This is a genomic window from Brachyspira hampsonii 30446, assembly GCF_000316195.1.
Lineage (GTDB): Bacteria > Spirochaetota > Brachyspiria > Brachyspirales > Brachyspiraceae > Brachyspira > Brachyspira hampsonii_C.
Genome location: NZ_JH994111.1, coordinates 1,841,583 through 1,865,166, shown reverse-complemented (window position 1 = coordinate 1,865,166; position 23,584 = coordinate 1,841,583). Strand labels below are relative to the sequence as shown.

21 protein-coding genes and 2 tRNA genes are annotated in these 23,584 nt (G+C 29.0%); 15 read left to right on the top strand and 8 right to left on the bottom strand.

Annotated features, from left to right (window positions below; all coding sequences use genetic code 11):
- Position 1: 1 nt before the first annotated feature.
- The gene (locus A966_RS12795; protein ID WP_008726286.1) at positions 2-412 is read right to left on the bottom strand and encodes an META domain-containing protein; all 411 of its coding nucleotides are present in this window, start codon (positions 410-412) and stop codon (positions 2-4) included.
- A 33-nt stretch (positions 413-445) separates the two neighbouring features.
- Positions 446-850, bottom strand: coding sequence for an META domain-containing protein (locus A966_RS12790; protein WP_008726284.1), 405 nt, complete (start codon positions 848-850; stop codon positions 446-448).
- Positions 851-1,023: 173 nt separating this feature from the next.
- Here A966_RS12790 and A966_RS12785 point away from each other — a divergent pair, with 173 nt between their 5' ends.
- Together A966_RS12785 and A966_RS12780 are read left to right on the top strand one after the other, a co-directional pair.
- Complete coding sequence (locus A966_RS12785) at positions 1,024-1,881, top strand: metal ABC transporter substrate-binding protein (RefSeq protein ID WP_008726282.1); 858 nt, start codon at positions 1,024-1,026, stop codon at positions 1,879-1,881.
- A 9-nt stretch (positions 1,882-1,890) separates the two neighbouring features.
- Entirely contained in the window at positions 1,891-2,631 is a 741-nt protein-coding gene (locus tag A966_RS12780; RefSeq protein ID WP_008726280.1) for a metal ABC transporter ATP-binding protein, read from the top strand.
- 342 nt (positions 2,632-2,973) lie between these two features.
- Here the strand turns inward: A966_RS12780 and A966_RS12775 are convergent, their stop codons facing one another.
- Positions 2,974-3,789, bottom strand: coding sequence for a metal ABC transporter permease (locus A966_RS12775; protein ID WP_008726278.1), 816 nt, complete (start codon positions 3,787-3,789; stop codon positions 2,974-2,976).
- Between the two features lie 38 nt (positions 3,790-3,827).
- Positions 3,828-4,880, bottom strand: coding sequence for a DegT/DnrJ/EryC1/StrS family aminotransferase (locus tag A966_RS12770; RefSeq protein ID WP_008726276.1), 1,053 nt, complete (start codon positions 4,878-4,880; stop codon positions 3,828-3,830).
- A 465-nt stretch (positions 4,881-5,345) separates the two neighbouring features.
- On the opposite strand from A966_RS12770, the gene A966_RS12765 reads away from it, so the two are divergent.
- From A966_RS12765 to A966_RS12705, 13 genes are all read left to right on the top strand, one after another.
- A complete protein-coding gene (locus tag A966_RS12765; protein ID WP_008726274.1) occupies positions 5,346-6,692 on the top strand; it encodes a hypothetical protein in 1,347 nt (448 codons plus the stop codon).
- A gap of 75 nt (positions 6,693-6,767) precedes the next feature.
- On the top strand, positions 6,768-7,730 hold the full coding sequence (locus tag A966_RS12760) for an ABC transporter substrate-binding protein (RefSeq protein ID WP_008726272.1): 963 nt from the start codon (positions 6,768-6,770) through the stop codon (positions 7,728-7,730).
- Positions 7,731-7,816: 86 nt separating this feature from the next.
- The gene (gene truA, locus A966_RS12755) at positions 7,817-8,560 is read left to right on the top strand and encodes a tRNA pseudouridine(38-40) synthase TruA (RefSeq protein ID WP_008726270.1); all 744 of its coding nucleotides are present in this window, start codon (positions 7,817-7,819) and stop codon (positions 8,558-8,560) included.
- Between the two features lie 64 nt (positions 8,561-8,624).
- Positions 8,625-8,707 (top strand) — tRNA-Ser (locus A966_RS12750).
- A gap of 26 nt (positions 8,708-8,733) precedes the next feature.
- Positions 8,734-8,806: transfer RNA gene (locus tag A966_RS12745), tRNA-Arg, on the top strand.
- Between the two features lie 39 nt (positions 8,807-8,845).
- Positions 8,846-9,397, top strand: a complete 552-nt coding sequence (locus A966_RS12740) for a KdsC family phosphatase (protein WP_008726268.1) — start codon at positions 8,846-8,848, stop codon at positions 9,395-9,397.
- Positions 9,375-9,935, top strand: coding sequence for an LPS export ABC transporter periplasmic protein LptC (gene lptC / locus A966_RS12735; RefSeq protein ID WP_008726266.1), 561 nt, complete (start codon positions 9,375-9,377; stop codon positions 9,933-9,935). Before A966_RS12740 ends, lptC begins: the two co-directional genes overlap by 23 nt.
- Positions 9,919-11,259 (top strand): LptA/OstA family protein, encoded by a 1,341-nt coding sequence (locus tag A966_RS12730; protein ID WP_008726264.1) that lies wholly within the window; start codon positions 9,919-9,921, stop codon positions 11,257-11,259. The genes lptC and A966_RS12730 overlap by 17 nt, the downstream gene beginning before the upstream one ends.
- Positions 11,243-12,211, top strand: coding sequence for a hypothetical protein (locus tag A966_RS12725; RefSeq protein WP_008726262.1), 969 nt, complete (start codon positions 11,243-11,245; stop codon positions 12,209-12,211). The genes A966_RS12730 and A966_RS12725 overlap by 17 nt, the downstream gene beginning before the upstream one ends.
- A 262-nt stretch (positions 12,212-12,473) precedes the next feature.
- Positions 12,474-13,286, top strand: a complete 813-nt coding sequence (locus A966_RS12720; RefSeq protein ID WP_039955788.1) for a hypothetical protein — start codon at positions 12,474-12,476, stop codon at positions 13,284-13,286.
- A 20-nt stretch (positions 13,287-13,306) separates the two neighbouring features.
- Positions 13,307-15,022 (top strand): hypothetical protein, encoded by a 1,716-nt coding sequence (locus tag A966_RS12715; protein WP_008726259.1) that lies wholly within the window; start codon positions 13,307-13,309, stop codon positions 15,020-15,022.
- Between the two features lie 99 nt (positions 15,023-15,121).
- A complete protein-coding gene (locus A966_RS12710) occupies positions 15,122-16,795 on the top strand; it encodes a hypothetical protein (RefSeq protein ID WP_008726257.1) in 1,674 nt (557 codons plus the stop codon).
- Between the two features lie 131 nt (positions 16,796-16,926).
- Positions 16,927-17,307 (top strand): hypothetical protein, encoded by a 381-nt coding sequence (locus A966_RS12705; protein ID WP_008726254.1) that lies wholly within the window; start codon positions 16,927-16,929, stop codon positions 17,305-17,307.
- Between the two features lie 83 nt (positions 17,308-17,390).
- Here the strand turns inward: A966_RS12705 and secA are convergent, their stop codons facing one another.
- From secA to A966_RS12685, 4 genes are all read right to left on the bottom strand, one after another.
- Positions 17,391-20,333, bottom strand: a complete 2,943-nt coding sequence (gene secA, locus A966_RS12700) for a preprotein translocase subunit SecA (protein WP_008726252.1) — start codon at positions 20,331-20,333, stop codon at positions 17,391-17,393.
- 361 nt (positions 20,334-20,694) lie between these two features.
- A complete protein-coding gene (locus A966_RS12695) occupies positions 20,695-21,420 on the bottom strand; it encodes a periplasmic-type flagellar collar protein FlbB (RefSeq protein ID WP_008726250.1) in 726 nt (241 codons plus the stop codon).
- Between the two features lie 227 nt (positions 21,421-21,647).
- On the bottom strand, positions 21,648-22,265 hold the full coding sequence (locus tag A966_RS12690; RefSeq protein ID WP_008726248.1) for an acetate uptake transporter: 618 nt from the start codon (positions 22,263-22,265) through the stop codon (positions 21,648-21,650).
- Between the two features lie 157 nt (positions 22,266-22,422).
- The gene (locus A966_RS12685) at positions 22,423-23,577 is read right to left on the bottom strand and encodes a fused response regulator/phosphatase (protein WP_039955787.1); all 1,155 of its coding nucleotides are present in this window, start codon (positions 23,575-23,577) and stop codon (positions 22,423-22,425) included.
- Between the last annotated feature and the right edge of the window lie 7 nt (positions 23,578-23,584).

Below are 23,584 nucleotides of genomic sequence, written 5' to 3'. Positions count from 1 at the left end.
ATTATTTTATTCTTTTGAATATAAGAATTTCATTATCTAAAGTAGTTATTGTAAGATTATTACTTGTAAGTTCTATTGAAGATGCCTTGCTTAATAATTCTATATATTTTTTTTCTTCTTCTACAGCTTCCGAAGTACCGCCCATTTTTGTAACTACCATATCAGTAAATATTATCATATTACCTCTGCGCATTTCATATTTTCCCAAATAAGTATTAAATCCGCTGTATCCGTAAAACTCTTCATTATAGAATGATATTGTAATACCTCTTCCTTCAAACATATTGCTAAGCTGAAAAGTTTTTCCATTTAAAGTACTTGTAGATATATTTATCGATTGTGATGTTGTAGAACATGAGCCTATAAAAATTACTATAGTAAAACTTAGCATCAAAATAAAATTTCTTATCATTAAAATATCCTATATGGCATTATACAATATTACTTAAAATTCTTCAAAGACTAAATTATCGCTGGATAATAAAGTATATATTATTAACTGTCTGCCATTAATTTTGTAGGAAGTGGCATTTTGCAGCATATTAAGATATTCTATTTCAGCAGCAATTCTATCTCTTGTACCTGATTTTTTAGTCATTGAAATTGATAATATGTTAAATATATCTCCGTCAAGAGTATATGAAGATGAATAATTATTAACAGCAGAAAAACCATGTATTGTATCTTGTGTAAATTCTATGGTTATGTCCATATCAGGATATATACTTACCAATTTAAATTTCCTTCCAAAAAGGGAGTCATTTTTTGGTTCTTCTATATGAGTAACTTTTGCTGTTGAGCATGAAAATATAAATAATACAGCTGCCAAAATATGTACAATATATTTCATAATTATCCTAAATTTAATTCATAATATTAATATTATCGGTAAAAAATAATTAAATTTGATAATGTAATTTTATATATTATTTTATAATGTTAGGTATGTAAAACATATTGAAATTTTATTATTTTTATATATAATGTACAAATATATTTTTTTATTATAGGGTATGAAAACTTATGAAAAAATTTTTAACAATTATTTTTATATTATCATTATTAGCAGGATGCAGTAATGCATCAAAGGATAATGAAGTATCTTCAAATAAACTTAAAGTTTATGCAAGTATTTATCCAATATATGATTTTGCTAAAAAAATATGTGGAGATAAAGCAGATGTATATAATATGACTTCTGCAGGCTCAGAGCCTCATGATTTTGAAATAACTTCAAAAGATATGGCCGATTTAACAAAGGCAGATTTATTTATATATAATGGCGGAGGAATGGAGCATTGGGTTGATACAGTTAAAGATAGTATAAAAGAATTAAAATATGTAGAAACTTCATCTAATATTAGTAATGAAGGATTGGATCCTCATTTTTGGCTTTCTCCTATTAAAGCAAAGAAACAAATGGAGAATATAAAAAATGCATTGGCGGATATAGATTCTGTTAATGCTGATTATTATAATTCTAACTATAATTTTTATGCAGATAAATTAGATGAATTAGATAATCATTTCAAAGAAGTTTTATCTAATATAAAAAATACTAATTTGGTAGTAACTCACCCTGCTTTCGGACATTTCTGTAAAGAATATTCATTAAATCAGGTGGCTATTGCTAGAGATGAAGCAGATCCTAAGGCTATGTCTGAAACTATTGATTTTATAAAAAATAATGATGTGAAAGCTATATTTTATGAAGAGTTTTCAAGTTCTAAATTAGTTGATTCTATAGCAAAAGAAACAGGAGTAAAAGTATTAACACTAAATCCTATAGAATCTTTAAGCGAAGAATATATTAAAGCCGGAAAAGATTATTTTTCTGTAATGGAAGAAAATCTCATTTCTTTAACCAATGGACTTAATTAAAATAATATTATGAGTAAGATTGTAGAGTTTAAAAATGTGCATTTCGGATATACTTCTGATGATATACTTAAATGTATAAGTTTTGATGTTAATAGCGGAGATTTTGTATCTATAATAGGTTCTAATGGAGCAGGCAAAAGTACAATATTAAAACTTATTTTAGGAGAGATTAGTCAATTCAGAGGAAGCATAAAGCTATATGAAGAAGATATAAATAAATTCAAAGATTGGAAAAGAATAGGTTATTTAGAGCAGAATGCATATTCCAAAATTGTAAATTTTCCAGCCACTGTTTATGAAATAGTTATGTCTAATAATTTTGCCGATATAGGTTTATTTAAATTTCCAAATAAAAGCCATCGTATAAAAGTTATAAAAGCATTAGAGCTTTTAGGTATGGAAAAATATAAAAACAGAATGATATCAAAGCTTTCAGGTGGACAAATTCAAAGAGTATTTTTAGCAAGAACATTGATATCAGAACCTGACTTACTTGTACTTGATGAGCCTACAAATGGGGTAGACAGGGAAACTATTGATTTAATATATAAAATTCTACAGTCTTTAAATAAAGAAAAGAAAGTAACTATAATAATGGTTACACATGATATAGAAAAAATATCTAGTATATCCAACAGAATATTTTGTTTTGAGCAAGGTTCTTTGGTTGAGCTTGAAAAGAAACAAATATATGATGAACTTTCACATAAACATAAGCATCCTAATAGCGACAATATTTGTTCTTGTTAATTAATTTTATTTACATACCCCGCCCTTTATTTTTTCTGATTTATTTTGTAATTTTAATTTAATTATATTTATTGCTTAATTAGAATTTTCAGCACCCGCCCAAGTTTTGATTAAATTTAGAATTTTATTCAACGCACGGTGTATTCCATTTTTTATATGATTTAAATTATATTGTTAATGAACTTATATTTGAAATTTCATTTTGCGTGCGTTGATATGAACTTGAAATTTAAATAAAATTTAGGGTGGGTATTATAATCACAGAATAAGTAAAAAATAAATGCTATATTATATTATCAAATTAGATTATAAATTTATAGGGTGGGAATATGTAAGTTAATTTTATGCTTTATTATGTTTTGGTGATAAAGCAGATTTTAATAATATTATAATTATAAAAGTTGTTATGCTTATTAGAACTATAGTTGCTCCGGGTTTAAGACCCTGATAATAGGAAATGAATATTCCTAATATTGTAAAAAATAGATTGAATATTACAGCAAAAATAATAGTTTTTTTGTAACTATTAGCTATTTGCATAGAACAGGCAACAGGAACCACCATCATTGATGATACTATTAAAGCTCCAACTGCCCTTGCTGATATTGATACAGTAACAGCAGTCAATATTGTAAAAATGAAATTAATTCTATTTACAGGTACACCAGAAAGTTTTGCTAATCTCTCATTGAAAGTTATATAAAAAATTTCTTTGTATAGGAAGATGAAAATTAGTATTGATATAGAACTTATTAATATTACTAATTTCAATTCAAAATCACTTATAGCAACGATACTTCCGAATAAGAAACTGTTAAAGTTTGAATTGTTAGCTACAAATCCGGAAAGAAGCCCCGCAACTCCTATAGCCAAAGACATTATAATTGATATAGACATTTCTCCATATTTAGCTATTTTTTTTCTTATAAACTCTATTGATAATGCAGATAGTATACAGAATATTATGGAGGCTACTATTGGGTTTATATTAAAAACTAATCCGAATGTAACTCCGGCAAGTGAAGTATGTGATATAGCATCTCCTATCATAGAGAGTCTTTTTAATACAACAACCACCCCTATGCAAGGTATTATAACAGCAAGCATAATACCAACTAAGAAAGCTTTACGCATAAAATCATATTCAAATATTTCCATAGGATTTCCCCATATAATCACTAAAAATTATATTTTAATTATCTTATCTGTTTTATAAGCTTACAAATTAGCTCCGCTTCATTTTTCTGCAAAGTAGGGTATATAGGCAATGATATACTTTTTAAATACGCATTTTCAGTATTAGGATAATTTTCATTAGGCAAATTAAGATACTGATGCAAAGGTTTAAATATAGGTCTTGCCGCTTCTACATTATGTCTTTCAAACATCTTAATAGCATCATATATATTCATGCTGCCGTTAAGCATACAAACATATCGGTAATGTGAAGGACTTTCACTGTCATGAGTAGATAATTTCATCAAATTGCTTTCAAGTATAGCATTATCATAAAATGAAGCTATATCTGACCTTACTTCAACCATTCTTTCAAGATGCTTAAGCTCTTCTATACCTATTGATGCTTGAAGATCTGTTGCACAGTAATTGAATCTTTTTATAAATTTTTCTTTTTTATCATAATGAATTATATCCCTTATAGCATCCATGCCCTTTTTCTTTGTGAGTATCATTCCTCCTGCCCCCCCAGAAGTAATCATTCTAGTAGCAGAAAGAGAGAAGTAAGCAAAATCTCCGAAACTTCCAAGTAAAGTATCTCTGTATTTGCCGCCCAAACTATGAGAGGCATCCTCTATAACAGGAACTTTAATATCAGTAAGCTCATCTATTAAAGCACAATTTCCAAACATATGAGAAACTATAATTGCTTTAGTTTTTTCATTGATAGCCTCTATGACATTATCCATAGATATTTGAAAGCTGTCTTCATCTATATCTATAAGTACGGGTGTAGCTTTTAAATTTGTAACGACTTGAAGAGGTGATGCGTTAAGGAAAGAAGACATTATAACTTCATCTCCCTCTCCTATATTAAGATGTCTCAATATAAGTTCTAATGCAGCAGTTCCGCTATTAACAAATATTGCTGTAAAACCTTTTCCAAAATAATTTGCGAAAGCTCTTTCAAATTCTTGTATAACATCACCCGTAGCAAGATTATCGCTAATCATTACTTTTAAAGCAGATTCTAAATCTTTTTTTCTTATAGTAGGTCTGGAATGTCTAATCAATTTTTTGTTCCTTGTATAAAGTTAAAATATTATAGATGATGATATCATAAAATATATTATTTTCAATATTAGACTTGTTTCAAAACTACTTTACAAATAATTTTATAAGTTTATTATTTTATTTTTAATTAAATAATATTCATTATAATTTAATTAAATATTTTACATGTTGTATAAACCGTATGTTTAAGCTATAAAATGCAGTCCTTTTGCTTCTCGCCGTAGGCGTACTTTGTATGGGTCACCACCGAGTAGGTGCCTTGCCTACGGCACGCAGAGCGTCGGCAAAAGAAGTGGGGGTGTGGCACGACTGTGTGCTTCGCAGGGCTAGTCCCCACAAATTATAAATAAAATGACTTTTGAAACAAGTCTATTATGATAAATTCTAAATGCTTGATTTTTTATTGTATTTTTATTTTATTTTAGTATAATTCTTTAGAGTGAATTATAAGGATTATAAAAAATATGAATAATTTTAAAAATAATATAAAAATTATACTTTTATTTTTAATTATTTTTTCATTTATACTAAACATAATATTATCTTTTCGTATAATTCCAATAAGAAGTACTTATGATGATTTTCAGCATTTTTATGACATGTATAGATGGTATGAAAAAAAAGAACTTCCAGCAACAAGTACTAGATTTGAATTATCTGATACTTATGAAGATGAGTTTACAACCTCAAGAGTACCTGGAGGAGCTTATTATATATTTTATATTTTATGTTATAAATTAGGTAATGAAAATTTATATGCAGCTAAAATTATAAATTATTTTTTAAGCCTTTTAATAATGTCATTGTTTATATTTTGGCTTTATAAAAGATTAGGCCTTTTTGTTTGTTCCTTAATGTCTCCTCTTATTCTGCTTAATGGCTATTTAGTTAAAGCTATGACTAATTTTTGGAATCCTAATATAGCATTAATATTCAGCTTTATATTTTTAATTTTATTTTATGAATATGTATATAATATTAATTATTATAATATAAATTCCAAAATATCATCTATTTTTATTTTTCCAATATTAGCTATTGTTGCTCAAGGACATTTTGCTTCATTTTTTTCTGTAATTCCTACTATGATATTTTATTTGATATTAACTTACAAAAATACTCTTAAATATCTAAAATATTGGATTTTAGGAGTTTTCTTATCATTTTTAGAGTATTTGCCTTATTTGATTTCAGAGTTTAATAATGGTTTTCATAATATAAAATTAATGCTTTCAAAAGGTTCAAATTCTGACGGTATTACGATTGCTAAAATACAAGCATTATTTTTCTTTCCTACAAACGAAATGTCATCTCATTATTTACAAGGTTTTAGGAATATTATTGAGTTTTGGACTTTATCGCCTTCTTACATATATGGCTTAATATTTTTAATTTTTAGTATTTTATTTTCTATTTTCTGTTTAATAAATATGTTTTATTTTATATTTAATTTTAAGTACAAATCTAATAATACAATAGAAATGTCTATTTTAGAATTATCAAAATTTCTTGTTTTATCAGTATTTATCACACTTTTATGTTTTTTTATTTTCAGATTTGGCGAGGGATATTTCCATTATTTATACGGACTTTTTTCTGTATCTTATGCTCCTATTATTTTATTTTTGGTTCAAAAAGAAAATTTTGTTATGAATAATAAAAAAATATTTTCAGTTTTTATTATTTTTTTAATACTGAATGCTTTTGCTATGTTTGGAAGTATTGAGAGATATATTAATAAATTTGAAAAAGATTTATCAAGCAATCAAAATAATTCAATAATAGAATTTTTAGAAAATAATAAGCAGTAATTTTATTGACTTTATTACATCAGTATTATATACTACTAGTAATAGTAATTATTTAAATTTTAAGGAGATATAATAATGAAGAAGTTATTTATTGCTTTATCAATTTCAATATTATTAATTGCCTCATGTTCCAAAACTAATGATGCAAATGCTTCATCATCAGATAGTGCGGCTAAAAAGATAGGAATACTTCAGCTTGTAGAACATGCGGCACTAGATCAAGCTAATAAAGGTTTTGTAGACGGCTTAAAAGAAGCAGGTTATGAAGATGGAAAGAATATTATAATAGATTATCAAAATGCTCAGGGTGAACAGGCAAACTGTATTACAATATCACAGAAATTTATTAATGACAGAGTAGATTTAATACTTGCAATAGCAACACCAGCAGCACAGGCAGTTGCTAATTTAACTAAAGATATACCTATATTAATTACAGCAGTAACAGACCCAGCCGATTCAAAATTGGTTGCAGATAATAATGCTCCAGGCGGAAATGTTACAGGTACTTCAGATTTAACACCTGTAAAAGAACAAATGGATTTGCTAAAAAAATTGATTCCTTCAGCACAAAAAATAGCATTTTTATATAATTCAAGCGAACAAAACTCTAAATTTCAAGTTGATATTGCAAAAGAAAAAGCTGATGAATTAGGTTTATCTTATGTAGATGCTACAATCACAAATCCTAATGATATACAGCAGGTAGTTCAAAGTTTGGTTGGCAAAGTAGATGCTATATATGTACCTACAGATAATATGGTTTCTGCAGGAATGGCTAATGTTGTTTCTATTACAGAACCTGCTAAAATACCTGTTATATGCGGAGAGGCTGGAATGCTTAATGCAGGCGGACTTGCTACTTATGGTATAGATTATTATGAATTAGGAAAATTGACAGCTAATCAGGCAGTAAAAATATTAAAAGGAGAATCTCAACCTGCTAATATGCCTATAGAATATATACAAAATCCTGTATTAGAAGTTAATACTAATGCAGCTCAGAAATTGGGTGTTACAATACCAGCAGATTTATAATTTAATATTATTTGATTATTTTATGATTTTATTATGATTGTACAAAGCCTGTATAAATATTATATGGGCTTTTATTTTTTTGTTTTATGAATAATATAAAGATAACAATACAGTATGACGGCACAGACTTTTACGGTTGGCAAATACAGCCTAATTTAAGAACAGTGCAGGGAGAAATATATAAAGCAGTAGAGAAAGTATATGGTGAAAAGATTACTATATACGGCTGCGGCAGAACAGATGCGGGAGTGCATGCTTTGGGGCAGGTTGCTAATTTTAGAGTTCCTAAGATGCTTGTTCCTATTAATAAGGTGCATATAGCTTTGAATTCATATTTAGGTAGAGATTTAAGAATAATAAAAGCCGAAGAAATGCCTGATAATTTTAATGCAAGGGCTTCAGCTATATTTAGAGAATATTTATATATAGTTCATAACAGCAGCACTTCTTTTCCCTTTTATGAAAGATATGCTTGGTTTTACAGAAAAAATATTATAGATGAGAAATTAATCAATGAATATGCAAAATATTTAATAGGAGAGCATAATTTTACATCATTTTGTTCTACAGAAGATGAAAATGATTCTAAATTTAGGTATTTAGAGAGAGTTAAAGCTATAAGGAAAGGGGATACTATATATTTTATTATTAGGGGCAATGCTTTTTTACATAATATGGTAAGAATTATAGTTGGTACTTTGGTAGAGGGTCAGAAGAAGAAAAAGCCTATTAATTTTATAGAAGATATATTAAAGAGTGAGAATAGGGCATCGGCATTTGTAACGGCTCCGGCCCATGGACTTTATTTTAGAAGAGCGTTTTTTAATTGATTTTTCACTGTAAAAAGACTTGAAATAAATTTAATATATGTTATAATGTATAGCATATTTATTTGGAGAGTTCGTTCAATTGGTAGAGCAGCGGTCTTGAAAACCGCCGGGCTAACACCCATGTGGGTTCGAGTCCCACACTCTCCGATTACTTAATAGCTTCTTAAATATAAGGGGCTTTAGCTCATCAGGATAGAGCACTGGTTTCCTAAACCGGGTGGGCAGGTTCGAGTCCTGTAAGCCCCAAAATGTTTTATCCTAATATCTTAATAAAAGTTTCTAAAAATGAATATCAGAGATTATATTTCATATCTGCTTAATAAGAGTAAGTTAAAAAAAGTTAAGCTGTTAATATCCGATATAGACGGAGTTATGACTGACGGAAGATTAGTATTTGATGATAATGGGGTGGAAAGTAAATTTTTTAATACTCAAGATGGTATGGGAATAGTTTTAGCATTAAAGGCAGGAATAAAAATTGCTGTTATATCAGGCAGTAATTCTAAGGCTATAAAAACAAGATTTGATAAATTTAGAAGGCATGGTTTTGAGGATTTAATTCTTGGCGAAGAAAATAAAATGCCTATTGTTTTAACTTTAATGGAAAAATATGGTTTAAAAAAAGAAGAGATAGCTTATATTGGAGATGATTTAATAGATTTAAGTGTTATGAAATATGTTGGTCTCTCTTTTTCTCCTAAAGATGCACATTATGAAGCTTTAAAAGCTGCTAATGTTATAATTCATAAAAGAGGAGGATATGGTGCGGTTAGGGTAGTAATAGATATGCTGCTTAAATCTAAGGGTATTTACGATGAAATTATTAGTAAAATTTAGTATAATACTTATATTATGTGTTTCCTGCACTAATTTTAATGATATTGGAAAAGAATTTGCTCAAACTGAGGATTTTGTACCGCCTCCAGATATGGAATTTTATGGTTTTAGAAGAGAAAATTATGATACCAATTTTAAACAGTTAGATTCCTTTGCAACTAATGCCAAATTCTATAATAAAAAGAAATTGGTTGAACTTTATGACAGCAGAACATATACTTATGATTCCAATAATACAATAGCTGCCAGCGTGTCTGGAGAGTTTATAACTGTAAATCAGGATACATTATTCACTCAAATATATACAAATGTTATAGTTAAATCATCAAACAATACAATACTTTATACAGAATATCTTCAATGGGATAATGAAAAACAGCAATTTAAAAGCCCTGTTCCAATTCGTGTAGAGCAGGAGGACGGTAGTTGGCTTACAGGAAGCAGTATGGAAGGTGATATTGGATTAGAACATATTACAGTATATAATGAAACTGATGAAGGCGATACTATAGGAGTGCCGGTTGCTGAAGATCAATAAATTTTTTGTTTTAATTATATTATTTATATTGGCATTATCCTTGCTTGCCCAATCAAGAAGAAGTGCTGATAAATTTACATATAATAATAAAACAAAAGTTTTTCAATATACAGGTAATTCTAAGATGGAAGATTCATCTGCTGTAATTACAAGCCATGTTATGACATTTTATCAGGAAACAGAGCTTGCCACATTCAGCGGAGGTGTGAAACTTCTAAGTAAAACTAATGGTTCTACTATATCCGGCGGATATGCAAGTTATAATGGAAAAACCAGATATGCTTATGTTAAAAATAATCCAATTTTAAGATCTCCTACAAATAATATGACTATAAGAAGCTCATTTATGGAAAGAGATTTTAATACACCTTTAGCTAAGGCAATCAGCAATGTTCATTTAACTCATATTGATAAAGAAAGTGAAAGAAAAACAGATGGTTATGCAGATAATTTAGTATATGATATGGATTCTGAAATAGCAGTTCTCACAGGAAATCCTAGACTTTATCAAGGGGCAGATAGATTAGAAGGTGAAATATTAGAGTATAATGCTAAAAATGCTACTGCTAATGTTATGGGAAGAGGTAAGATATATGTACTTCAGACTAATAATTATGTAAACTCTTCTGAAACAAATAAAAAAAACAGTAATGTAAGTAATTATAATATTATAGTGGCAGACAGATTATTTTTGAATGAATACGGCGGAAAAGATAATAATACAAGAACTTTATATGCCTATGGAAATGTTACAGCATTCTTCTATGAAGAGAATATGATACTCAAAGGCGGATATATAGAATATGAAATAGAGAATGAACATATTTATATGTATCAGGATCCTTCTGTTAGAATACCAGACAGAGGAATTATTGCTTTTGGTGAATGGATAGAATACAAAAAAGATGAAAAATTTAAAGATGTTATATTTCATAATGATGTTGTTATGATAGATTATGATGAGAGTATATCATTAGAGGGAGATTTACTTCATCTTGATCCGGATACTAAAGTTGCGACAGTAAGCGGAAGTCCTAAAGCTTATGTAGAAGATAGAAGTATTAAAATTACATCTGTAACTATGCAGATGTTTAATGATGAAGAAAAACTTAGGGCTAATGGAAATGTACATGTTGAAGGTAAGGATATGAACTCTCAAAGTGCTTGGGCTACTTATTTTGATAATGAAAAATATTTAAGACTTTGGGGAGAAAGTCCTTATTTGAAGCAGAAAGAAAGTGTTGTAAGAGCTAGAGAAATAAAGTATTATATAGATACTGAAAAAGTTGAAGCTATGGGTGTGAGCGGTGAAATACCTGAGTAATACAGTATTTTTATTTTTGTTATTCTTTTTATCATGTCAAAAAAGTAATGAGCCTCTTAAGAAAAATAAAGTATATGATGTAAACATAACTTATATAGAAGATAGCAGTATTGTTGGATTTACTCCTGGAGATTTTCTTGATATTTTTGATGATGATTTATCAGATCTTACTTATAAAATATTAGGTTATAAAATAAAATATAATTTGAAAAATGGTATAAGTTATGATAAATTTTATAGAGATAACAGAAAAATAATAACAGAAAATTCAGATATATTTGAAAGATATTTTATAGATGTAAAAAATACAGATTCTGCTCAATTAGAAAAAGATATATTCTATTCCCTTTCAAATGAAACTAGTGCAAATATAAGAAATTTATTCGGATATGAATATGGAACTCCGTTAAAAGTAATAGCAGAAAATATAGCTCCGTCTTATCAGCAAAGCATACTTAATATTTGGAATAGTTCTGTAAGCGGAAGAAATGAGCTTTTAGATGCAAAAAGATTATTTATCTTTACATCCTTATATTGGAGAATAGCAGCTAATGAGTTTACAGACAGCTCCTTAGTAATAATAAATATTCCTCTAACTTCAAATTACAGGGGAATGAGTGCAAAATCTATTGCAGACGGCGGATTTGTAGATAGAATAATTTGTGAAAATAATGATATAAAGCCATGCAAATCAATTTCTATAATAAGCACTTATCAATTTTTTAATTCCGGCTTAGATAATGAAACATTAAAGAATATATTTTCTTATTATATCATTCAGTCTATTGCAGCGATGTTTGCAAAATATGATATACATTCAGATGAAAAACATTCAATAATGGCTGAGGTTAATAGGTTTGATTATGTTAATTGGTACAGCAATATAATAAACTTTAAATTAAATCAGCCTTATAAAACTATTAAATATTATAAAGATACTATTAAAGACTAAATATATTATCATAGTATGAATTAACTATGTAAAAATCAACATTATATAAAAAATGTCTATAAAAACCAATACAAAAATTATTAAATGTCTAATATATATGTTTTATATGTAGTGTTTTATAAAAAATAAAAAACATATATAGTAAATTTATTGTAAAATCATACAAAAATAGTATTTACTAAAACTTAAAAGATAGTACAATTTGCATATAAACATTTTAATCAAAATGTCGATTTTTATTAGTGGGAGAAAATATTTTATGATGAAAAAGATATTTATTAACATTTTATTGCTGGTCAGCTTTTCGGCTGCTTACGGTTTTGATGAAGGTTTTATATGGGCATTAAAGGTAAACTTTAACGGCTCTGCAACTATGCCTTCTATTAGTCAGGAGGATTTGAATAAAATTGGTGCTGCATATATGAAAGGTTCTGTAGGATATACTATGGATGGAGAAGCTGAACTTGGTTATTTATTCGGATCTGAAAGATGGTTCGGAGGAATAGATCCTAAGGGATTTAGCGGAATGAGTGTATTTGGATCTTTAGGTGTAGGAAGCGGATTTGCAGGACAAGTTGCAGGAAACACCATAAATGGTCAGCAAGCTGATGCTTATATCAATGTAAGTTATGCCCCTGTAATAAGTTTCGGAGTTGGTACTAAGGTTTATTTCTTAGACAGCAAATTAGCATTAGGGCTTCATATAGGAGGAAAATTAATAGCTGATACATCTCCTGAATATTTAGCTTATTTCAACAGATCAGATATTGCTGGTTTTCCTGACCTAGGTGAGATAATAGTAACTGATTTTATGATAAAAAATATGAATCCTGTTATGTTCAGTATTAAATTTATGATAGAATATAATCAGCCTATTAATGACAGAGTTGAGATAATATTAGGTGCTTACACAAGATTTAATGTCTACAGTCCTAAATATATAACAATGCCTAACTCTTTATTTAAACTTATGCAGGCAGCTGCTCCTAATTTTACTATGGACACACCTTTAAAATCTTATTATATAAACTCATTAGATTTTGGGCTTACATTAGGTTTGGCATTTAAGGGATAATTTTATTAGAGGTACATAATATGAAAAAAATATATTTATTTTTATTAACTATATCTATGTTTCTGATGTCCTGCGGAGGGCATTTCTTTAATCCTAGGTATTATTACAATAAAAGTTCATCTTCATCATCTTCTTCTGAGGGTTTAACTATTTTAAAAGTTGAAGCTCCTGAAGAAGTACCAGCAGATGAAGATCCTTTTAAAATTAATTCGGATTATAATAATCCCAATTATGGCGGATATGATGCGAGTAAATTTAATTCTTGGTTATTTAAAGCAAGTTTTCAGGCAAATAAACTTCCTATATATAATTTTTTTGATGATAGTACAAGATATTGGATACCGGGAGGAGCTGATTGGAATGGTATATCAGCAGAATATTATGACGGTAAAGACGGAGAAACTTATGCTCAAAGCGGATCTATGCAAGTATCTATTGAAGGCTTAAAAGTATACAGATATGTTGGAAAAAATCCTCTTTATGATAATAATGGATATTTACCTGGAAGAATGGACAGATTCCGTTTTTATTCTATAAATGGTAAGGCTTCTATAGCTACATTAAAACAATATTTGATAGCTGTTGATACTTATTCTAAGTTTATATTTGCTTTCGGTGCTATTACTGCTACAGAGACTGTTTTTGGAGATAAAGTACCTAGTAAATTTGAGGCTATAGAATATTATGGCAGTAAGATACATTTCTATGAATATGATCCTATAGGTTATGTTAAACAGACAGGAGAAGTTGTATTTTATCAGCATTATAAAGATGAGTTTGTTGCTAATCCTACAAGCTATTTACCAAAACAGCATGGTTATGATAATTATGCAGAACATGCTGAAACAAAACCTGGTAAATCTCCTTATGTACCTCTAGTCAGTAATACAGAAGCAAGTGAAGAAGATAAGGCTAAATTTGAAAATGATATAGATCAATATATCAATATTGAATATAAATACCGTAATTATGTAGGTTATCAAAAATCTCCTACAGGTGAAAAAGCTCAAATAGATTTGGATTCTTGGTTGAAAGCAGGATATGCAGGACTTAGCTTGACATTATATACTTATAAATTGGAAACTGATAAGCAAACTTTGACAGTTACAGAAAAATTATTCCCTAGTTCTTCAGTAACTACTAAAAAATATAAATTAAGTATGATAAATGCAGCATATAAGGCTACTTATACAAATGAAACTGATTCTTCGGATAGTTTGTCTGTATCTATAGTTCAAAATGATAATGGAGAAAATACTATATCTGTAAGCGGTACAGTATTAGATAAGGATTTTGAAGACTACGGACCTATATTTGTAGACAGAGCAAGAAATACAGTATTTACTAATCCAGAAGGAGCATATTATACATTTTTCTGTACATTTGTGGATGGAGCAGGAGCTACTTTGAAAAATTTTGAATATAAGTTTAATGATAATGGTACAGAATTTACTATGAGTTATACCCATAATGGAGATCCTAGAACGCAAAAATTCAGATTGGCTAGATTTGATTCTGATCCTGAAAATACTTGGACAGCTAAGTATGAATGTACAACAAAAACAGGTAATCTAGGTAATTATGTCAGAGTTGTATTTAGAAATGGAAGCGGAACTACTAATCCGGGAGTTGATGAAATAGGAGATACTATTCGTATGAGTATGACGTTGCACGCTATAGATTTTGCAGAAAGCCCTACATTAAATGGCGGTCTTGATATGGTGGCTAATAGATAGAATAACGCCTTAATTTTGTACTTTATAAGAATCAAGCGTGGGAGAGGAATAAAAGACTCTCTCCGCTTTTTCATTTAAAATTTAATTTAAGGAAAATATATGAAAAATACCCATTTAATATTTTTATTAACTATATCTATGTTTATGATGTCCTGCGGAGGGCATTTCTTTAATCCTAGGTATTATTACAATAAATCGAATGTTTCTAGCTCATCATCTCAATCTCTTAATACGGCTCCTGAAAAGCTTCCAGAACAAGTTGATGCTGATGAAGATCCATTTAAACTTCCTGAAGAATATAATAGTCCTAATTATCAGTTTTCTGCTGATAAATTTAATAACTGGTTATTTAAAGCGAGTTTTCAGAGTGATAAACTTCCTATATACAATTTTTTTGATGATAGTACAAGATATTGGATACCGGGAGGAGCTGATTGGAATGGTATATCAGCAGAATATTATGACGGTAAAGACGGAGAAACTTATGCTCAAAGCGGATCTATGAAAGTACCTATTGAAAGCTTAAAAGTATACAGATATGTTGGAAACAATCCTCTTTACAGCAGTTTAGGATATCTTTCTGGAAGAATGGACAGATTCCGTTTTTATGCTATAAATGGTAAGGCTTCTATAGCTACATTAAAACAATATTTGATAGCTGTTGATACTTATTCTAAGTTTATATTTGCTTTCGGTGCTATTACTGCTACAGATACTGTTTTTGGAGATGAAGTACCTATTGCTTTTGAGGCTGTTGAAAGACATGGAGATAAAGATTTTTATGAATATGACCCTATAGGATATGTTACAGAAAACGGATCTGTTATTTTATATGATCATTATAAAACAGAGTTTACATCTGCTCCTACTTCTTATATGCCTAAAGATCATAGCTTTGATAAAATGGCACAGCCTACTCCTACAGGACATGGTTATTCTCCTTACAAACCTTTGAATTCTTCATCTACAGATCCTGCTTCACCAGAAGATCAAAAGAACTTTAAAGATGAGATAAATAAAATTAAAGATAGTCATCAGAGTGGATTTAAATATCGCGATTATTCAGGATATATGGTTGATGGAACATCACAAATAGATTTGAATTTATGGAAAGCTGGTAATTATACAGGAAAAAGTCTTAAATTATATACATATACATTTGAAACTGCTTCTAGCGGAATTAGTACGGATGCTCCTAATATAAAAGTTGTTATAGATACATATTATAATAGTGGAGCTCAGGAAATAAAAACATATAAAGTTAAAACTATAACTTCTAAATATAAGGCTATATATGAAAATATTGCTGATTCTGGAGATACTGTTATAGTTTCTTTAGTCAAAGTAAATAATAAAGATTCTATATCTTTTGATGGCACTTCATTAGACCCAGATTTTAAAGATTATGAACCTATATTTACAGATAGAGTAGCAGGAGCAACATTCTTTAATAGCACAAAACAAAATCCTTATCTGCTTGAAACTAAAGATGTAAAATATGTATTTTCTAGCGATGGAAGTACATTTACTTTAACTTATAAGAGAAAAGATTATGCATGGTCTGATTGGGCTGATAGAACATATATATATACGTTAGCAAGATTTGATAATAATCCAGATAATCATTATAGAGCTGTTTATGAATATGATGGTGCATATTATTGGGTTGAATTATCATCAAGTGATAATACAATAAAATCTGCCCATACAGGTCTTACAATATCTGGACCAGGTATTGACACACTATATGAGGCTTATAGAGAGACAAAATAAATAAAATCTATAATATAAAAATTAAGCGGGGAGGGAATAAAAAACTCTCTCCGCTTTTTTTATAAAATGACTATTTACAAAAACTATATTTTTTATATAATATATATTATATAATGTTGGGGTAAATAAAAATGATTAAAAAAATTACTTTATTACTTATATCTTTATTTTTGATTTCCTGCACTTCGCCTTATATACAGAAAGGAGGAATTGAGTTTAAAGATCGAAATGGTACTTATAAAAATAATGATGGTACTATCATTGTAATTGTAAAAGATACTGATGATAACAATATTAGTATTAATATTGCTAATCTTGATGGTTTAGGTACTGTTAGTGAAACTTATAGTGTTACTTCTGCAGTAACTACAGGAAAATTTAGCTTTGATTCAAAAATTCATACAAGTTATGAATATATGGTTAATTTTAATGGAAATACAAGTATAACATTTAGTGTAAGAAAAGGAACAACATATCCTATAAACAGTCAGGAATTAAAAAATACTAAATAAAATAAATGTATTAATGATATTAAAAAAGGTATATATGAAAATATATACCTTTTATTTTTGCATTAATTATTTGTTTCTTTTACTCACTGCACATTATCTTTTCCATGACAATGCTTGTATTTTTTTCCGCTTCCGCAAGGGCAGGGATCATTTCTTCCTATTTTCTGAGTCATTTTTACATTAGCCTGTGCAGTTTTTACTTTGCTTTGAATGTTTTGAGTGTTATTGCCATTCATAGCACTTGCATTCGCTTTTTCTTCAACTCCGCCGTCAAATGCATTTTCCCTATCCATAGCATCAAATGAATTAGGAATAATTCTTACTCTCATTATAAGATTTACAAGCTCATTATGTATTACATTCATAGTAGCTACAAACATTTTATAGCCTTCAAGTTTATATTCTGTCAGAGGGTTTCTTTCAGCATATCCTCTAAGTCCTATACCTTCTCTTAAACTGTCCATAGCAAATAGATGATCCTTCCATCTGTTATCTATTATTGATAAGAATATATTTTTTTCTACTTCTCTAAATATTTTCTCATCTACTTCAGAGGCTTTTTTATGATATGCTTCCAAAAGTAAATTAGTGAGATTTTTTATAGAATTATCAATACCGCCTTCCACAGCCTTATTTGCAGCATCTTCATCTATGGCTATTAAATAACTATTAAGCCATTTAGTTACTTCCAAAGGATCAACATGTTTTTTATTATCGCTAATATCTTTTATAGTATCTTCAGTTACCTCAGATATAATTTCTTCTACTCTAGGAGATATATCATCAGAGTAAAGTATATAGTCTCTCTCTCCGTAAACTGCCATACGCTGCTGATTCATAACATCATCATACTCAAGCAAATGTTTTCTTATATCAAAGTTTCTGCCTTCTACTTTTCTCTGAGCATTTTCTATAGATTTGTTAAGCCATTTATGACCGAGCTCCTCTTCTTCGCCCATTCCCATAGCAAGCATCATTTTTGCTACTCTCTCACCGCCGAATAAACGCATTAAATCATCTTCAAGAGATAAGAAAAATACACTAAGTCCAGGGTCTCCCTGTCTTCCGCTTCTTCCTCTAAGCTGATTGTCAATTCTCCTTGCCTCATGTCTCTCGCTTCCTATAACATGCAAACCGCCGGCTGCAAGCACTTTTTCTTTATCTATTTTAGATTTTTCATTTATATGAGTAATTCTATCAATTTTTTCTATCATTTCAGAGGCATTATTTTTTTCTGCCAATTCTTTAGCTTCGTCTATTTTTCCAGCAATAACACTTCTTACAAATGCTTCTTTATAAAGATCTATTGCTTTAACTTTTTTAGTTAATTCTTCTTTTTTGTAAGGGTCTCTCTCTTTGAATGCCTTATCTTTCATAAGTACAAGTATCTGTTCTATTTCAGCAACTCCTTTAGCAACAGGATTTCCTCCAAGCACAATATCCGTACCGCGTCCTGCCATGTTTGTAGCAAGAGTAACAGCTCCAGGTTCCCCAGCCTGTGCTATTATTTGAGCCTCTCTTGAGTGGTTTTTGGCATTTAATACTTCATGATTAATTTTATGTCTTTTGAATACTTTAGAAAGCTCTTCATTCATTTCTACTGATACAGTACCAACAAGTGCAGGTTTTCCAGCTTCCTGAAGTTCTTTTATATATTTTGCTAATGCTTCAAATTTTGCCTTTTTAGTTCTGTATATTCTGTCTGATAAATCCTGTCTTGCTATAGGTTTATTAGTAGGTATAACAGCTACATCCAATTTATATATTTTATAAAACTCTTCTGCTTCTGTTTCGGCAGTACCTGTCATACCAGAAAGTTTAGGATACATTCTAAAATAGTTTTGGAATGTTATTGTAGCATAAGTTTGCGATTCATTTTGTATAGCAACTTTTTCTTTGGCTTCTATTGCTTGATGAAGTCCGTCGCTGTATCTTCTTCCTTCAAGTACGCGTCCTGTAAACTCATCTACAATCAAAACCTCTCCGTCTGTAACCATATAGTCAACATCTTTTTTGAATACTTTATGAGCTTTTAAAGCCTGATTAACATGGTGAACTATTGTACTGCTTTGAGCCCCATATAAGTTTTCTACATTAAGAAGTTTTTCTACTTTATGTACGCCTTCTTCTGTAAGGTATACATTTTTATCTTTTTCATCAAGCACATAATCACCAGTTCCAGCCACCTCACGCATTCTCTCATCTACTTCAGCCTGCTTAAGCATAGGTATGATTCTGTCAATTTCATAATACATTTTTATATTTTTTTCAGCTGGTCCTGATATTATAAGAGGAGTTCTAGCTTCGTCTATCAAAATACTGTCTACCTCGTCCACTATGGCAAAATAGAATTTCCTTTGAACCTTATCCTCTTTTCTTGTAACCATATTATCTCTTAAATAATCGAATCCAAACTCATTATTAGTACCGTAAACAACATCGCAGTTATAAACAGCTCTTCTTTCTGGGGAATGAGGTCTAGTATTATCAAGTATGCCGACAGATATTCCAAGCATAGAGTATATAGGAGTCATCCATTCAGCGTCACGCTTAGCAAGATAATCATTTACTGTAACTACATGTACTCCAAGTCCTGTTAAAGCATTGAGATACACCGCAAGAGTAGCAACAAGTGTTTTACCTTCACCTGTTTTCATCTCGGCAATTCTTCCCTGATGGAGTACAGTTCCTCCCATCACCTGAACATCAAAGTGTCTCATACCTGTAGTTCTTATACTAGCTTCTCTAACAACAGCAAATGCCTCTGGAAGTATACTATCTAATATATCTTGAAGTTTTTTCTTGTTTTCCTCTTTGCCTAAATCTAATTCCTCTGTTTTGCAGCCTATATGTTTTTCTACTCTTTCTCTAAACTCTTTAGTTTTATTTGTAAGTTCTTCATTGCTTAATTTTTTTATTTCTTCTTCAAATGTTAATGTTTTTTCTGCTATAGGTTTTAATATTTTAGCGTCATTTTGTTCTTTAGAGCCGAATATTAATTTAAATACTAAGTCCATTGCTCCCATTAGAATAAACTCCTTAAAAATCTAATATCATGTAGAATGTTTTTTATTAAAACTTAATAATAACATAAAATGTAAATATAATAAAGTAGAAAATTATCATTTTAATATTCATATATCTGTAATTTAAATTAAAGATATAAAATGAATTCTAAACATTATATATAAAAAATTAATAAATTTTGCTTTGCCTTTTTAAGAAAGATTTAAATATATTTTTTAGAAAATTATTATTATAAGTTAATCTTTTGAAATATTTTATAATGCTTTCTAATAACAATTAAATTTATTAAATATATTAAAATAAAAAGCTATTCCTAAAAATATTTAAGAATAGCTTATTATTTTTTTGATTATTAAACTTTTATGCTCCCATATCCATTATGCCTTCATTAAGCATAGCATCATTATTCATCTCATCAGGCAAATAATTAGGGAAGTCATTAGGTGAAGAAGGCACAGTATTATTTCCAGGATTAGATCTTGCCTCATATTTTTCTAATATTCTAGCAGCTACATTTGGATCCATTAAACTTAAAAGATAAGAAGTTGTACTGTTTCTTCCTTCAGCAGCAGCTATAGAATCCATTTCTAATAATACATCTATAACTAAATCATCAGATCCATTAGCAGCCAACTGATTAAGTAATGCCACAGAGTTTTGAGGAGGCATGCTGTTAATTTTATTTGCTAAATCTGTTAATACTAATTGATACTGAGAAGATTCGTCCATAGTAGCCTGATAATTAGACCAAGCATTTAAAAGATTTTGTCTGTCCTGTTCTATTAATTCAGATTGAGTATTTAATTCTATTGCTCTGCTTGCTATTAAAGATTCCTGAGCCTGCAAATCTTTTTCTCTTAAGTTGAATGATTCTCTCATTTTATTTAGGTCTTCTCTTGCCAAAAGAGTCATGTCTTCTACTCTTGGTTTTTGAGTGAATCTTGTTAAGAATCCTGGTACATTCGGTGCTATTTTATTACGCATTAAAGTATAATAATTAACTACACCGAATATATCAAACATATATAATAGTGCTATAAATGCTATTAAGTTTACTATAGTTAAAATTCCTATTTTTAATTTCATAACCTTTAATCACCTTATTGCAATAGATAAATATATAATAACATCATATAGAAAAAACAATAATATGTCAACTAATATTTTGTTATCATAATTATTATCGTAATAATAAAATATTTAGTTATCATATTTTTTTTATTTTAAGCATTAAAAATTATTTTTTATTTATTCTTTTTAATAAAAAAGGGACTATATTTTAATATAGTCCCTATATTTAATCATCAATAATTTTAAGCTTGTTTTTTGAATATTCCTAAAGGTTTTCCTACAGGTAGTACAACTCTTCCTAAATTTTTATTTAATACACCAGCAGCAGCACCATAGAAACCTAATAATCCTGCTATAAGTTCAGATATACCAGCAACAATCTGAGTTTCTTTTACAGCTATTCCTAAATAATTTAATGCCATAGCTACTAATAAAACATCTACAGCAACAAATATAAAGAATAAAACTTTATGAGCTTCAGCAGCACCGAAAGTTAAAGGTCCTACAAGGAACAAATAAGCTATACATACAACTCCGAATTGTTTCATATCAATAGAGTTCTTCATTGCTTCTCCAAATACTCCTAAAGTAGTAAGCCAAATGAAAGCTACAGCTATCCAGAATAATCCGAAAGAACCGAAAACAGTAGCTCCGAAAACATTGTCTTTTTTGAAGTCAACAATAGCAGCAACGAATTGTGTTATACAGCCAAGAAATATAGCCCAAGGAATAAGTCCTGGGAATCCTGATGTAAGTCCCAATTTTTGCGTGGAAGCTACAAATGTTATTACTGCAAGTCCGAATAAACCAAAAGGTGCAGGATCTGCAAGAGTTTGTGTTACTTTTACTTCATTGTTCATATAAATACTCCTATACTCTATTTATTAACTTAGTATAGAAAAATATTTTTACATGTCAAATAAACATGTAAATAAATTTTTGTTTTTTTACAAAAAATTATAATTATTGTGATTTTTTTTATTTTATATGAAAAAATAATATTTGATTTGTCTTTTATCAGTTAGTTCTTCTTAGTATTATCATACTTATGTCATCTGATAAGGCATTATTTGAAAATGATTTTAATTCTTTTATAATATTGTCTTTTATTACATTAACATCTTTATGAATATTTTTAGTGAAAATATTTTTTAATTCCGTATCCCCAAGCATTTTTCCTTCGGTATTAAATACTTCATAAGCTCCGTCGGTGAATATAAATATTACATCATTATATTTTAATTTTATGCTTATTTCTGAATATTCGCTGTCTTCTGACATACCTATTAAAGGCCCTTCTATATTGATTTCCTCTGCTGAATCTTTAGAATGATATATTGGTTTAGGAGAGCCGCCTGATGAACATATTAATTCTCCTGTATCATTGTTGTATATAGCGTAAAAAACGGATGCAAATAAACTTTTATCAAAATTTTCATCTATAAAAAAGTTATTAAGTTCTTTTATAAAATTAGAAGGAGAAGTATTTTTACAATTTATAACAGCATGAGAATCAAAAAACGATTTTATCAAAATAGTAAGCATACTTGCCGCCACCCCATGCCCTGATACATCTGCAAGAAGTATAGCATACCAGCCATCATTTATACTTTTTATGCCGCTGTAATCGCCTGATACTTCATTAGGAGCATAATGATAAACGGATATGTCATTTTTAGGTATTGATGTATTTCCATAAGAAAGTATTGATTTTTGAAGCTTTGATGCATATTCTATATCCTGTTTTAATATATTCATATACATTATATTTGATTCTATAGCTTTTTTAAGCCTTATATATGCTTTCATTTTCGATAATAAAATATCCGTATCTATAGATTTTATAAAAAAACCATCAGCACCGCATTCATAAGCTTTTAAAAATTCACTTTTGTTGTTGGTTGCCGTGAGAAAAAGTATTGCTATATTTTTTAATATATTATCATTTTTTATATGCTGAGAAAGACGGCATGCTCCGGCATTAGGAAGCATGTAATCAACTAATATACAGTCTGGAATCTTATCATAGACCATATTAACAGCTTCTTCATAAGATAAAGCTATATATGATAAATATCCGGATTCTTTTAAAAATTTTTGCAGAAATTTCGCATAATCTATATTTGAATCGACTATCAAAACTTTTTCTGTTAAAATTTTACTGTTTTTCATACTCATA